Genomic DNA, 12,782 nt, shown 5'->3' with positions numbered 1-12,782 from the left:
GCGTGTACAAGGCGTCGTCCAGCGCGCAGCACGGCCAACTCGATGGGCTGTCCCTCTAGCTGCCAAGCTCCCACGGCTCGCAATCGGGCGAGGGTAAGGCGTGATGCCTTGGAACCTTCTGTCATTGGTGGTCTCCGTCCTGGTGGTCGAACTGCATGCGTCCGCGCCCGCGTCTTCGTAGGACAACAGGCGAAAGGTAGGTGATCTTCGCATGCGGATCGACTCGAAGGGCATCCTTGAACTCAACCTCAAATTCCTTGCCCGAATGCGCCGCTCTGAGCAGAGTAGCCAGGAGCCTCGCGGCAGCGGGCCATTCTAGGTGGAGAAGTAGGTCCGTAATGTCAGCTTCGTCATTTCCCTGAAGTGCTAGAGCCGCTTGGTCCCACGCGCTGTCACGGCGTCGGCGCTCGCGGTCCAGCACCCTCTGTAAGGGGTCATGTGATACAGGAGCATCGTTCGGCCGCGGAGGGCGTGGGGGTTCCTTCTTCCGTGGATTCGCCGCCTCAACCTCGCGCACGATCGCTGGTGGGCTGAGCCAAGGATTCGGCGGATCGAATACGACTTGGGCGAATGCCGCAGCAAGTTCCTCTTGTGATCTTTCACGAGCGGCGGTCAGGTATTGCTCGTGGCTCAGCAGACCGAAGTCCTGCGCTCTGGCCCCTTCTTCCAGCAGGCGCGCGACGAAATCCGAGCGCGCCCCGAGATATCGTTGCGTCTCGATGGTCACTGCATAGGCGGGACGATCAAGTTCTGGATATCGGGTGCTCACGAGATCCATGACCGCTTCGACATCTTGAAGCAGAGCCGGATGCTGATGTAGGTGTCGTTCTGCGATCATTGTCTCGATCGATCGCTCACGCACCAGCATCAATAGGTAGTCGGCAGCGATGACCAACATGCCCCGTGAGCGGGTCAGTACTGCCTTTACTTGCTCCGCAGTCGCGGACCCTCGTGCAATGGCCGCGCGGGTTCGATCGAGCAACGTCAACAGCTCGTCGATCCCGCCCTTGGCCGACACGCGATCGAACACGGCCAGCCCGGCGGCCGAGTAGGGGTGAAAGAGGTAAAGTCCATTATTTTTCTTTGGGAATGCAGGTACGAGCATGCCCAGCGCCCGAAACGTCCTGAAGCGCTGTAGGAAGGTTTCGTCATCGCAAATCCCGTCGCACGCTTTTCGCAGGTCGCTGTGCGAGAGACCTCCAGTAGCATGTTGGTTCGCATAAGCATCAAAGATCGTTTCGGCGACCTTGATCTCATCCGCATCGAGGATCACCGCATCGCTGTCACGAGCGATGGGCGCGATCAAGGCCCTCCAGCCGACGACTTGCTGCTTACCCCTGTTAGGGCTGGCTGGTCCGAACAAATCCTCCTGCAACTATCCTCCTGCCGCATTATCCCCATTCTCGGCCGTAACAGGATGCTCTCATCATCAGGCGGGCGTAGCGGTGTGATTTGCCAGATGCTTCGTTGGCCTGGGGCATCACGTTGAGGGCACGTCATGTAACACAGCTCTTCGATGACTCTCCACTAGAGGGCAACACCATCGGACCCATCCTGCTCGGCTCGTCCAGAACGGACGGAGCGATCTTGACCTTGCTGTAGCGGACGGGATCGTCGCATTTGTCGTGGAGGGGCTCGGATGTGCAGGCTGGAGAAGACGGCGCGAACGTGGTCTCGAAAGTGGAAGGCGGTGCGGCATACGGCGATGTCGACAGGCACGCCGCACAATCACTGATGCCGCCTTTCCGCGCCATGGGTGACACTCGTGTCAGATGACGCCTTTGTCATCCTGCTGCCTACCTAAAGACGCCTGAATACGTGAGTAGTCACAAAAGCCACGGGCCGTGCAAGGCGTCCTGAACGTACAGTGCGGTCCAACGAGCTACAGGGCGCGTGGAATCCCAGGGCTGCTCCTGGGCCAGATGGGTTGGAGGCTCTGTGGTGACCTTTATACCTGGTCGCATCGTTCTTTGGAAATCGCCCATCATGTGACAATGAGCCTAATTCGCCCATTATTGTGATCATGGAATTAGCGGTTTGCGGACGTCGAACACGCATCGTCGCACGTCGGCGTGCCGGGACGCGAATGCTGACACAGTGCCTGGCCGCTGGTGGCTGGCACTACCGCGGCCCATGCGTGGTCGGGCCTGATGCCGAGGTGGCGTGGGTCAGGATGCCGGCGACATCGTCCACCTCCACGCTCACGTTCCCTTTGTCGCAACAGGCACTCAAGATGCCGCGCCCGCTGCCGTGCCGCAACACGCTGGAGGCGGTTTCGTTGACGGTCAGCCGCTCCCTGGTCAGCTCGCCGCGATGCCGAAGGCGTGCACTCGCTGGCACAGCGTTGCCAGGTCGTCGATGATCGGCCGCTGGATGCGGCAGCCTGGGACCGTGAGAATCGCGGCCTCCAGCCTGGTCGGTCCTGGGCGAGGCTTTCCGTTGCCGCGCACTACGTTGCGCTTCGGCAGCATCGACCCCGAGGAAAGATCACCCATTCGGGAAGGGCGCTTACTCAGGCAGAGGTGCTGCCTTTGCGCCATGGTGCCTTGGGATCAGCGAGGGTGTCCAAGACGAGCTGACACCATGTGAAGGCGGCATTGACGGCCAGGTGAGCATGGCGAGGTCCAAGGCCGACGGGGACACTCGCCGCCCCGTGCCCGGTGCCGTAGCCACGGTTGCGCAGTTCCGCCAGACCAATGGCGATAGAAGAAACCGCGCCAAGAATCTTCTTGACGGCGTCACTGCCGTCGGGGCCAGGCGTGGTCGATGACGGGTGTAGCCAAAGTGCCTGCTGAGCCTCACGGACGAGCGCCGGGAGATCGGCCTTGTCGTCCACAACCATTCCCCGTTCCTTCAACACGACCTTGGCCGTGCTCTCGATGAGCTCCTTGGCGCTGCCGACCGCTAGTGCTGGATCATCGATAATCGCTCTTTGAATGCGCCCGAGCTGCTGACGGATCGCCGAAGCATCCGACAGGTTCTTCAGCGAGTCCAGGGAGAACCGCGGGCCCACGGGCGTGATATGGCCGCTCTCTTCGTCGAGCACGTAACCGTCGCGCTTCAGCGACTGGAACAACTTGCTCCTGTACTGCGGCTCATAGCCATGGCACAGCCGCTCGAAGACACGCAAGACCCTGTTGACGTGGTTGACGTCACTCCAGTCGATGGCCTCCAGGTATTCCTGGGTACGGGTACGCCTCGCGCTGGTGTCCTGATATGTACTCGTCGTGCTGGGCGCGAAGAGCTCATCTTGGAAGGCTGCGTCGATCTCCCCGAGGGTGGAACCAGTCATAAGATCCCGAAATAGCCCGCGGGTGGTCCGACTTATCAGGTCACTCATGTGGCACCGCCATCTTCTGTCAGCCCTACGCCTACTAGCATGACCGATGCCGCCGACCGTGCGCTCCAGGATATCTCTGAGCAAGGGACGCCGTGAAATGATGGATCCGATGCCACAGAGCCGGGCGTATAGGCCTCAAAGATCAGCCTCGGAGCAGGTCTGAATCTCGTCGCGCATGGGGTAGTGCTCGCGGCGGCTGCCGCAGGGGTAGCCGTTCGATCAGCCCGTTCCAGCACGGACGGCTCAAGTAACTTAGCGCTCTATGATCACGCCGCAGGCGATGCGGCAGCCGGAGTCGCCGGTCTTTAGGGTCTCGGCATCTGGGCCGGCCGTGCCATCCGGCCGACGGTAGCGGTCGGGAATATTGCCCTGGTTGTCCCGCCCGGCGTGGATGCGTCCACTATGGCGGCAGTGGCACCATCGGCGCCGCCTTGGCGGCCGGGCGTGCCGCCCATGGAGTCATATGAACGCATGGGACGCCCGACCCTGAGCCCGAGTGACGCCAGGACGCCTCGGGACTCCTGCCGTGCTCGGTGCCTCACTCTCGCGATGGTTCAGGGTAGTTCGGCGAACCGTTCGACCTGCTCAGGGCGGCCGGAGATGATGATGATGTCCCCGTAGGCGAGTTCGGCGTCGGCGGTGGCGTAGGTGAACTCCTCATCCTGCGGCTTGACCGCCACGATGGTGACCCCGTGTTTGCGGCGCAGGTTGGAGGCGCCGAGCGCGATGCCGACATATTCCTTGGGTGGGCGGATCTTCGCCATCGCGAAGTTCTCGTCAACCTCCATGTAATCGAGCAGCTGCCCGCTGACCAGGTGGGCGACGCGCTCGCCCATGTCATGTTCGGGAAAGACGACGTGCTGGACGCCGATGCGGCTGAGGATCTGACCGTGCTGTCTGCTGATCGCTTTCGCCCAGATGTCGTCGATCCCGAGTTCCACCAGGAGCGAGGCGGTGAGGATGCTGGCCTCGATGTCGCCGCCGATGGCGCATACCGCGCGGTGGAAGTCGGGTACGCCGAGCTGACGCAGCGTATCGAGGTCGGTGGAGTCAGCGGTGGCAATCTGGGTGATGTGCCCGGTCATGCTCTGCACCACTTTGGGCCGATGATCGATGGCCAATACCTCGGTGCCGCGCCGGATGAGCTCCAGCGCGAGCGCGGCGCCGAACCGGCCCAACCCGATCACCACGACCGCGTCGCTCTTCTTGTCAGCCAACGATCACACGCTCCTCGGGTAGTTCGTAGTGGCGTTCCCGGTCCTTCAGTGCGAGTGCCGAGCCCAGGGTCAACGGGCCGATCCGGCCGATGAACATGAGCAGCACCAAGAGCACGTGCCCGGCGGGCGTGGCGTCGGCGGTGATCCCGGTCGACAGGCCCACGGTGCCGAACGCTGAGATCACCTCGAACAGCACTTGGTCCAGACTGTGCGGAGTCAAGACGAGGAGCACGTAGGTGGAGAGCATGACGAGGCCGACGCTGATCGCCGTGATCGAGACCACCTGCCGCTGCGCGCTTTCGGCCAGGCGGCGATGGCCGAGGTTGACACGGGGTTCGCCGCGCATTTCGGCCCAGATGATGAACGCCAGCAGCCCGAACGTGGTCACCTTGATCCCACCCGCAGTACCTGCGCTGCCGCCGCCAATGAACATCAGCACGTCCGTGGCGAGCAGGCTGGAGGGATACATCTGCCCGATGTCCAGGCTGTTGAAGCCGGCCGTGCGTGGCATGACGCCGGTGAAGAAGGCGGCCAGCAGTTTGCCGGGATCATCCAGCCTGCCGAGAGTCTGCGGGTTACGCCACTCGGTGGCCAGGAAGACCAGCGTGCCGACCATCAGCAAGACGAGCGTCACTCCGACCGTGACCCGGGTGAGAACCGTCCAGCGCCTCGGATGCCGCCACGATCGGGCAAGCTCGAAGATCACAGGGAAGCCGAGTCCGCCCACGATGACCGCGGCGGCGATGGGCAGGCAGATCCACGGGTCGGTGACGAACCTCATCAGGTTGTCGGGCCAGAGGGCGAAGCCGGCGTTGTTGAACGCCGATACCGCATGGAAGACACCGAGATAGACGGCGCGGCCGAACGGCTCTCCGTACCCGGTCAGGAAACGGATGGTGAGGATCACGGCCACCACGGCTTCGCACGCCAGGCTGAATACGACCACGTTGCGCACGACCCGCCGCACATCGGACATGCTCAGTGTCTTGGTCTCAGCTTGGGCGAACATCCGGGCGCGCAGGCCGAGCCGCCCCGCCACCAGCACGGTGAACAGCGTGGCCAGCGTCATGATGCCCAGCCCACCGATCTGGATCAAGACGGCGATCATCACTTCGCCGAAAGCTGACCAGTGCGACTCGGTGTCCACCACGACCAGGCCGGTGACGCAGACCGCCGACGTCGCGGTGAACAGCGCGGTCAGCCAGCCTGCCGAGGTGCCGGAGGTGGTGGCGATCGGCAATGACAGCAGGAGGGTGCCGAGGAGGATGGCCGCGCCGAAGCCGGTGGCGATGACCTGCGCCGGATGGTGGAACCGATCCAGGAAGGACCTTCTACGGAACCTCATGATGCCGAATCCCCTTGAGATCGTCCGCGCAACCGACGCGCGGCACCGAACCATACCGGGACCTCACGCTCGTCATCAAAGCTCCGCGCCACCACGATGTCGGTGGACGAATGCAGCAGGATCGACAGCACGATGGTGACCGCGACCAGCTGAAAAACCTCCTGCGCGGCGGCGATGCCGGAGGCCAGCACGATCAGCCCGTACACCACCGAGGCGAACCCCTTGGGCCCGAACCACGCCACCGCCGCCTGCTCACGCACCGACAGCCCGGAGCGCAGGAAGGACAGCCAGATCGCGACCGGGCGAGCCAGTATCAGGGCCAGGATCGCGAACAGCCAGCCCTTCCACCCGACCGCGCCGAGCAGAGCGGGAGTGATGAGCGCCCCGAACAGCAGCAGCGCGGCCAGCTTGAACAGCTCGGCGATCAGCTCGCCGAAGTGCTGAAACGACTCGCGCTGCCGCTCGCCGAACGTGGCCACCGTGATGCCCGCAGCGAACGCTGCCAGGAACAGGTTGCCGTGTGTGACCTTGCCGAGCGCGAGCACAAGCAGCCCGATGGCCAGGGCGTTGAGCGGCTCGTATTGGGTGGAGGCGGAGAACCAGCGGGTCTGCTCCAGCTTGATCGACGCCCACGGTACCGCAACGCCGATCAGCACGCCGAGCCCCAGCTCCATACCGAGCTCGCCCAGGTGCAGGTCCTCAGCGCCGGCGTCGATGGCCAGGAACACCATGACGAACGGCAGCGCCAGCCCATCGTTGACGCCCGACTCCACGTTGAGAAGCTGCCGCAGCCGGGGTGGCACCTTCTCGTTTCCCACCAGCGCGGCGGCGAAGACTGGGTCGGTCGGGGCCAGAATCGCACCGATCAGCAGCGACTCGATCCAGCCCAAGCCGAGCAGGTAGTGCGCGCCGACGGCGGTGATGCCGAGGGTGAGCGGCAGCCCCCAGCCCAGGGCGCGCCCCGGCAGCCGCCAGGCGCTGCGCAGGTCCTTCCAACCAACTCGCATGCCGTCGGTGAACAGCACAGCGAACAGCGCCAGCTCGGCCAGCGTCCCCACCAGCTCGTCGTCCACCCGCACGGACACCACGCCGAACACGCCGTCGCCCAGCAGGAACCCGGCCACCAGGAACAGCGCCGCGGTGGAAAGGATCGTGCGATGGGCCAAACTCGATACGAGCACGGCCAGCAGCAGCACGCTGGCGAAAACCGTCAACAGGGTGCCCACAGGGAAGCCTCCGCAGAAGTGGTACGCGATCAGACCTTGCCGACCAGACTTCCCGGCGCACCGCGCTACACCGTAACAGCACCATCACCGCACCCGTCCATACGGGTCCTTGACACATGTTTCGCGACAAGGCGCGTAGCGGTCACAGGTAACGCAGCCACAGGTACGGCACGCACAACGCGATGGTGACCACGGCGACCACAAGGCCGTACCGGGTGAACTGCCAGAAGCTGATCGGCGTGCCGTCGCGGGCGGCGATGCCCAAGATGGCGACATTGGCCGCGGGCCACCACAGCCGTGGCGCTGCCGCCCAGGTCGGCGCCGAAGGCCAGCGCCCACCACAACACCTGCGCCGGGCCGTTGCCGCCGTTGCCCTGGACCAGTTCGGCCACGATCGGGCTCATCGTGGCCACGTACGGGATGTTGTCCACGATCGCCGAGAACCCGCCCGACGCCCACAGCAGCAGCATCGTGGTCAGCCCGAGCCGGCCTTGCGTGGCATCGCCGCCGCCTGGGAGATCCGGCCGATGACGCCGGTCTCGACCAGGGCACCGACCATGACGAACAGCCCGACGAAGAACACCAGTGTCGGCCACTCCACCTCGCGGATCGCGTCCTCGGTGGTGACTCTGGTGGCGGCCACCAGAACGCCCGCACCAGCGAAGCACACCTCCGCTGGACGGCGGTTACCCTAATTACTAGACGCCTCTCCATGAAAACGCTCAGTCGTGGGCACGCACGCGGACGACGTCAGCCCAGGCCGCATGAGCCACACGGTGAGTTGCGAGACAACCAGTCAGAAACTCTGACCTTGGTCATGATGTCGAGGAGACAGGCGCGACTCCAACCCGGCGAGGACAGTTTGGAGTCCGAACTCGAAAGGGTCTCCGGGCGGGGAAGGGGTGGCGGAGCCGATGCGGGCTCGCAGCCGGGGGAAGGCCCGGGCGATCTCGAATACCTCGGCGGTGACCTCCCGGATTTCCTTGTCGTGATCGGCGCCGCTCCGTCGCAGGCGTGCCCGCCAGGCCGCCTGCGCCGCCTCGCCCTGCGCGGCGCCGATCACGAACATGAGCACGGTCGCAGCCGCCTGATCGGCTTCGCCTTCGGTGAATCCGGCCGACTCGTAGACCGTCAGGGACTGCTCATCGAAGCGAGCCTTGTTGGGTCCGTAGATGAGGTGCGTGCTCATCGCCGGGATGAGCCAGAAGTGCCGTACGACCATCGCATACGCTCCACGCGCTAGCGACGCAGCAGCTTCCCGCCACCCGGCCCTAGCCGCGTCGGGCAGCAGGATCTCGCCGAACACGTGGTCGGCGGCGAGGACTACGAGCTTGTCCTTGCTCTTCACATGGTGATACATCGCCGATGCAGCCGATCCGAGGTGTGTGCCCAAACGGCGCATGTTCAGCCCGTTCACACCCTCGGCGTCGAGCACCTCGACGGCGGCGCGGACGATCTGCTCCTTGGTCAGCATGCCGCTGAGCCTAGCCAGCGTGTTGAACTTAGTTCAAGCCGTGAGCTATGTTGTTGAACTAAGTTCAACACTTCTTTCGAGGAGGCCCCCGTGCTCATGGTTGCTGCCCTTCAGATCCTGCTGGCCCTGACGTACCTGATCGTTCCGCTTGTCGGTCATCGGTACGGCACCGCCGCCCAGCAAGCAGCCGATGCTGAGATACGGCGCCAGGGTCATGATCCCGCCGTACTGCTCAAGCAAGGCCTCGACTTCACCGCCAGCACCGCCAGCGTGGTGGTGTCCGTGGCGATTGCCGTGGGCCTCGCGACGCTTGCCGTACTGAATCTCGGCGACCAGCCGCTGCTGACCTGGGTCCTCCAGCCCATCCTGCTGATCGCCGGCGGCTTCATCACCACCGCCCAGGTTTTCGTCGTCCGGTACGTCGAGGCCGCCCTCCGCAAGTCCGGCACCACAGACATCGACACCAAAGCGCTGATGGAGGCAGCTCAGGTGGTCTTTCCCGGCTGGTTCCGCCCTCTTGTCGTGACGCGCTTTCTCCTCACGACTGCGGGCTCGCTGGTCATCCTCCTCTTGCTGGCTGTTTTCTGACCTGGCAAGCAAACAAGGTCTTTGCGCTGTCCCGGAGATCGCTACCGTGGAGGTCGGAGTCTGGTGCGGGGGCGGCCGTAGGTTTCGACGTAGCCGACGATCATGTCCCGGCCGCGTTCGAGCCCACGGCGGCCCTCACCGAGCATCGCGTACATCTTGCCCACCCAGGCGCTGCTCCCAGGTGGACCCGCCGCCGACCACGAGTTGTGTTCATCGGTCACTCCAGCAGTCGGTACGTCTCACCAGTCTGGCTATGACCGGTGATACCCAATGCCTGGAGTGTCCAGGACCCACGACGGGAACCACGTGCCAGGACGCCGCCGTGGAGCCGTCGGGAACGCGCTCGGCCTACGAGGGCCACATCGAGATCCTCGGCCGGGACGCGCCTGCCGCTGCTGCCAACCGTGGTCATCGGTCGAGCCGCCTGAGTCGCCATTGTCTCGGCTGCATCCCGGAAAACCACGCGCCCTGATGCATTCTTGACAGGCCACTCTGCCTCAGCCACGTCATGCTGGAAACGGACAGTGTGAAAGATTCCGCGTCCGGCCTGTGGAAGAAAGTGAACATCTTGACGCAGACGAATTCTGTCGCGGTGCTCGGGCTGGGGCGCTTCGGTAGTGCGGTGGCGCTGAGTCTTGCCTCAAGCGGTGAGAACGTTCTGGGAATCGACCGCGACTCCGAGACCGTACGCTCATTGACCGATCGCCTCCATCGGATTGCGGTGGCGGATGCGACGGATCTGGAGACGTTGCGGCGACTTGGGATCGGCGAGGTCGAGCAGGCGGTGGTGGCCATCGGTCAGGACGTCGCTGCCAGTGTCCTGACCACCTCCCTGCTCGCCGAGCTCGACGTCCAGAAGATCTGGGCGAGGGCGATGACCTACCGCCACGCGCTAATCCTCGAACGGATGGGTGCCCACCGCGTGGTGCTGCCACAACAGGACATGGGGAAAATGCTGGCTGGATTGCTCATTTCCGGTGGTCCGGCGCCATGAGGCCGCCCCGCATCAAGAACGTGTATGAATAAGAGCCGAATCCGTCAGAATTGCGACTTTGGCGCCGCCCTGGCCGTCTGGGAGATGGCGCTACGGCCGGAGGTGGACAAGAAGCAGAAACTCGGTCGCCGGGTCAAAGGCGTCTACGCCCCCGCCAACCCGCTGCTGCTGTGGCTGACCCAGTTGCCGCTGCGCCTGGTCGCACTGCCACCGGTGCGCCGGTACGTGACCCGCCGCTTCATCAAAGGCTGAGTGAAACCGCCGCCGGCGGGTGCCGCTCTGCCGGGGGTCTCTAGCATAGGGCGGCCCCCGGCTCAGTGGCGGGTGGCAGGCGACGGCAGGTGCGGGGGCTGCGACCGCCAGGTGACGTTGCCGTCGGCGGCGATGCCCTTGGTGATCTTCTGTCGGAATCGCGCTCGTTTACGAGAAGCCGTGCACGGACTTAGGGGTGGTCGTCGGCCTGCGGGCCGTTCCTGTGCCGCGGTGATTCCTCCGCTGGAAAGAGGATCATGCTCAGAAGGTGAGGGCTGCGGTCGGGCGCGGGTCTGTTGCCCGCTCTGGAGGCTAGGACGTCGCGCAGTTCGCCGATCATCTCGGCGAGCTCGCTCGGGGTGAGCCAGATGGTGCCCTGCCGGTAGCCGACGGAGTCGGCGGTCGGGTCGGCTCCGTCCCTGTCGAGGTAGGCGTTGAACTCGGCATGCAGGGCGGCCATGGCGGCGGCGAACCCGTGACGGTGCTCCTCCAGGGAATTCCTACCCCAGCACCACCAGCAGCGCCGCCAGGTCCTGCAGATCATCTCCGCCGCTGACGCCCGTGGCCACCAGCGCATGGTGGAGATGAACCAGCAGGTCCTGGACAACCTCGACCGCATCATCGATGCCCTGCAGGAGGATGGCGGGCCCGCCGCAAACGAGGTGTCCGATGCCGGCTGACAACACCCACCATCTGATCATCGCAGCCAGACAGCGGCACGAACTCACCCGCTCCAAGGCCATCCAGGCGCTGCGCGAGCTCGACCGCACCGGCGCCCCGGTCACCTTCCAGACCGTCGCCCAGCAGGCTTCGGTCTCCCGCTCCTGGCTCTACACCAGCCCGACATCCGCGCCGGGATCGACAGGCTCCGCACCACAGCCCGACTCGCCACAGAGCCGTCCGTGCCAGCGCGTCAACGCAGCAGCGAGGCGTCCCTGCAACGCCGCCTCGAAGCCGCCAACAGCCGCAACCGCCAGCTCGCCGAGGAGAACTCCAGGCTCCGCCGACAACTCGCCGAAGCGCTCGGCCGCCTTCGACTGACCGATGCACGCGAGCTGGGCCAGTCCGCTCCCGCCCCGGCTCCCGCGAGCCGCTCTTCGGTAACGATCGGCCCCTGCTGACCGGCGCTCTCCAGACCGCCTGCGGCCTCGTTGCGGACACCGTCTCCAACGAGGCCGCCCAGGTCAGCGGCCTCGTGACAATCAGGAGCTCAAGATAACGTCCACTTATGAAACACGAACCCTGTGTTGCCATGGTCATGCGGTGAGGCCGAGCTGGGTGAGGTCGCGGTTGGAGCGGTCGGACCATGGCCACCGAACGCCAGCGATGCGGCGTCTGCCTGTGGGCAAGCTTGCCCTTCCGGGAGTCCCGGGCGATCCGTTCGGAGTTGCGGATGATCGTCTGGAAGAGCGGCGCGCGGCTGGACGGCGCCGTAGGCGGCCATGGCGAGGATCAACGACCATTATCACCCCCGCCGGCGGGCTCCGCGTCACGGTACAACTACCCGCCGCACCACCATCCGGCGCCAGCCGTACAAAACGCTAGGCTGAGGTCTCGAACCAGAGCGCGTGTGCTGGGAGGGGCTGGATTGCTTACCATCGGGCAGCTGGCCGCACGGGTGGGCATGACCATCCGTGCCATCCGGCATTACCACCAGCGTGGCCTGCTACCCGAGCCCGAACGCGATGCCTCGGGTTACCGCCGCTACGGCCCGCGAGCCGTGGTCGATTTGATCCGGATCAAGACGCTGGTGGCCGCGGGCGTGCCGCTCGCGCGGGTCGAACAATTGCTCGCCGCCAGCCAGGACGAGTTCGCCGCCGCGATCGCGGAGATCGACCGGCAGATGGCGGCCAAGGTTGCCGAGCTGGAGGACCATCGCGCCCGGCTGGCCGAGCTGGTCGCCGGCGATCGGCTGTTCCTGCCGCCGCAGGTGATCGCGCTCCTCGACCGACAGCGGGCACTCGGGGTGAGCGAGCGGATGAACGGCATCGAGCGTGACTCCTGGATCATGATTACCGCGCTGGCGCCCGACCAGGTGCTGGAGTGGGCGGCCACCAAGAACGCTGCCTTGGAGGATCCCGAGCTCGTCCGGCTCTACCTGGCAATGGACCAGGCGTGGGACTGGCCGGCCGACGATCCGCGGCTCCCGGGACTGGCCGAAGCGATCATGGTCTGGGACGGTCGCAACCCGCGGGGAGATGAGGCACCGGAGGGCCTGGCCGCCCTGATGAACTCCAACGCATTCGGATCCTCGCCATCCTGGGCGCGGCTGCGGAGGCTGATGGCCGCTCGATCCGCGAAACACCCTTGACATTGACCCTACGTCAGGGTTCGAGCATCGGATCC

16 protein-coding genes and 1 pseudogene are annotated in these 12,782 nt (G+C 65.0%); 5 read left to right on the top strand and 12 right to left on the bottom strand.

Translation table 11 applies throughout. The features are described 5' to 3' along the window. Positions 1–121: 121 nt before the first annotated feature. The 9 genes and pseudogenes from AB0J69_RS12810 to AB0J69_RS12770 all read right to left on the bottom strand — a co-directional run bounded on the left by AB0J69_RS12810 (position 122) and on the right by AB0J69_RS12770 (position 8,602). On the bottom strand, positions 122–1,306 hold the full coding sequence (locus tag AB0J69_RS12810) for a hypothetical protein (protein WP_364116228.1): 1,185 nt from the start codon (positions 1,304–1,306) through the stop codon (positions 122–124). A gap of 1,206 nt (positions 1,307–2,512) precedes the next feature. Then, the gene (locus tag AB0J69_RS12805; RefSeq protein WP_364116225.1) at positions 2,513–3,340 is read right to left on the bottom strand and encodes an abortive infection family protein; all 828 of its coding nucleotides are present in this window, start codon (positions 3,338–3,340) and stop codon (positions 2,513–2,515) included. Positions 3,341–3,894: 554 nt separating this feature from the next. Further along, entirely contained in the window at positions 3,895–4,557 is a 663-nt protein-coding gene (locus AB0J69_RS12800) for a TrkA family potassium uptake protein (protein ID WP_364116223.1), read from the bottom strand. Next, entirely contained in the window at positions 4,550–5,956 is a 1,407-nt protein-coding gene (locus AB0J69_RS12795; protein ID WP_364116220.1) for a potassium transporter TrkG, read from the bottom strand. Before AB0J69_RS12795 ends, AB0J69_RS12800 begins: the two co-directional genes overlap by 8 nt. Next, positions 5,899–7,128, bottom strand: coding sequence for a cation:proton antiporter (locus AB0J69_RS12790; RefSeq protein ID WP_364116217.1), 1,230 nt, complete (start codon positions 7,126–7,128; stop codon positions 5,899–5,901). Before AB0J69_RS12790 ends, AB0J69_RS12795 begins: the two co-directional genes overlap by 58 nt. A 142-nt stretch (positions 7,129–7,270) precedes the next feature. Then, positions 7,271–7,393, bottom strand: a complete 123-nt coding sequence (locus tag AB0J69_RS12785) for a hypothetical protein (protein WP_364116294.1) — start codon at positions 7,391–7,393, stop codon at positions 7,271–7,273. Positions 7,394–7,508: 115 nt separating this feature from the next. Continuing rightward, positions 7,509–7,598 (bottom strand): annotated as a pseudogene (locus tag AB0J69_RS12780) (hypothetical protein); the annotation flags it as partial. A gap of 5 nt (positions 7,599–7,603) precedes the next feature. Next, positions 7,604–7,798: an SLC13 family permease gene (locus tag AB0J69_RS12775; protein WP_364116214.1), complete on the bottom strand. Its 195-nt coding sequence runs from the start codon at positions 7,796–7,798 to the stop codon at positions 7,604–7,606. A gap of 126 nt (positions 7,799–7,924) precedes the next feature. After that, entirely contained in the window at positions 7,925–8,602 is a 678-nt protein-coding gene (locus AB0J69_RS12770) for a TetR/AcrR family transcriptional regulator (RefSeq protein ID WP_364116211.1), read from the bottom strand. A 90-nt stretch (positions 8,603–8,692) separates the two neighbouring features. Here AB0J69_RS12770 and AB0J69_RS12765 point away from each other — a divergent pair, with 90 nt between their 5' ends. Next, positions 8,693–9,190: a hypothetical protein gene (locus tag AB0J69_RS12765; RefSeq protein ID WP_364116208.1), complete on the top strand. Its 498-nt coding sequence runs from the start codon at positions 8,693–8,695 to the stop codon at positions 9,188–9,190. Between the two features lie 41 nt (positions 9,191–9,231). Here AB0J69_RS12765 and AB0J69_RS12760 read toward each other — a convergent pair whose 3' ends face one another. Beyond that, positions 9,232–9,411, bottom strand: a complete 180-nt coding sequence (locus AB0J69_RS12760; protein WP_364116205.1) for a hypothetical protein — start codon at positions 9,409–9,411, stop codon at positions 9,232–9,234. A gap of 287 nt (positions 9,412–9,698) precedes the next feature. On the opposite strand from AB0J69_RS12760, the gene AB0J69_RS12755 reads away from it, so the two are divergent. Both AB0J69_RS12755 and AB0J69_RS12750 read left to right on the top strand, forming a co-directional pair. After that, positions 9,699–10,184 (top strand): TrkA family potassium uptake protein, encoded by a 486-nt coding sequence (locus AB0J69_RS12755; RefSeq protein ID WP_364116203.1) that lies wholly within the window; start codon positions 9,699–9,701, stop codon positions 10,182–10,184. A gap of 84 nt (positions 10,185–10,268) precedes the next feature. Continuing rightward, positions 10,269–10,436 carry a hypothetical protein gene (locus AB0J69_RS12750; RefSeq protein ID WP_364116200.1) on the top strand — a complete coding sequence of 56 codons (168 nt, stop codon included), beginning with the start codon at positions 10,269–10,271 and terminating at the stop codon, positions 10,434–10,436. A 190-nt stretch (positions 10,437–10,626) separates the two neighbouring features. On the opposite strand, the gene AB0J69_RS12745 is transcribed toward AB0J69_RS12750, so the two are convergent. Further along, complete coding sequence (locus AB0J69_RS12745; RefSeq protein WP_364116198.1) at positions 10,627–10,896, bottom strand: hypothetical protein; 270 nt, start codon at positions 10,894–10,896, stop codon at positions 10,627–10,629. Between the two features lie 40 nt (positions 10,897–10,936). Then, on the bottom strand, positions 10,937–11,119 hold the full coding sequence (locus AB0J69_RS12740; RefSeq protein WP_364116195.1) for a hypothetical protein: 183 nt from the start codon (positions 11,117–11,119) through the stop codon (positions 10,937–10,939). Here AB0J69_RS12740 and AB0J69_RS12735 point away from each other — a divergent pair. Both AB0J69_RS12735 and AB0J69_RS12730 read left to right on the top strand, forming a co-directional pair. Next, the gene (locus AB0J69_RS12735; RefSeq protein ID WP_364116192.1) at positions 11,106–11,477 is read left to right on the top strand and encodes a hypothetical protein; all 372 of its coding nucleotides are present in this window, start codon (positions 11,106–11,108) and stop codon (positions 11,475–11,477) included. The two genes, AB0J69_RS12740 and AB0J69_RS12735, sit on opposite strands and share 14 nt — an antisense overlap. 265 nt (positions 11,478–11,742) lie before the next feature. Continuing rightward, on the top strand, positions 11,743–12,747 hold the full coding sequence (locus tag AB0J69_RS12730) for a MerR family transcriptional regulator (RefSeq protein ID WP_364116189.1): 1,005 nt from the start codon (positions 11,743–11,745) through the stop codon (positions 12,745–12,747). Positions 12,748–12,782: the final 35 nt, after the last annotated feature.

It is taken from the genome of Nonomuraea sp. NPDC049709 (assembly GCF_040674815.1).
Classification (GTDB): Bacteria; Actinomycetota; Actinomycetes; order Streptosporangiales; family Streptosporangiaceae; genus Nonomuraea.
Note: the sequence above shows the minus strand (reverse complement) of the source record. Positions and strands in the feature narration are given on the sequence as shown.

What these genes read in the sequence shown, in the direction of transcription:
- AB0J69_RS12805 (WP_364116225.1), bottom strand. Translation starts at nt 3,340, where the DNA reads ATGAGTGACCTGATAAGTCGGACCACCCGCGGGCTATTTCGGGATCTT.
- AB0J69_RS12795 (WP_364116220.1), bottom strand. Translation starts at nt 5,956, where the DNA reads ATGGTTCGGTGCCGCGCGTCGGTTGCGCGGACGATCTCAAGGGGATTC.
- AB0J69_RS12770 (WP_364116211.1), bottom strand. Translation starts at nt 8,602, where the DNA reads ATGCTGACCAAGGAGCAGATCGTCCGCGCCGCCGTCGAGGTGCTCGAC.
- AB0J69_RS12755 (WP_364116203.1), top strand. Translation starts at nt 9,699, where the DNA reads ATGCTGGAAACGGACAGTGTGAAAGATTCCGCGTCCGGCCTGTGGAAG.
- AB0J69_RS12750 (WP_364116200.1), top strand. Translation starts at nt 10,269, where the DNA reads ATGGCGCTACGGCCGGAGGTGGACAAGAAGCAGAAACTCGGTCGCCGG.
- AB0J69_RS12745 (WP_364116198.1), bottom strand. Translation starts at nt 10,896, where the DNA reads ATGGCCGCCCTGCATGCCGAGTTCAACGCCTACCTCGACAGGGACGGA.
- AB0J69_RS12735 (WP_364116192.1), top strand. Translation starts at nt 11,106, where the DNA reads ATGCCGGCTGACAACACCCACCATCTGATCATCGCAGCCAGACAGCGG.
- AB0J69_RS12730 (WP_364116189.1), top strand. Translation starts at nt 11,743, where the DNA reads ATGGCCACCGAACGCCAGCGATGCGGCGTCTGCCTGTGGGCAAGCTTG.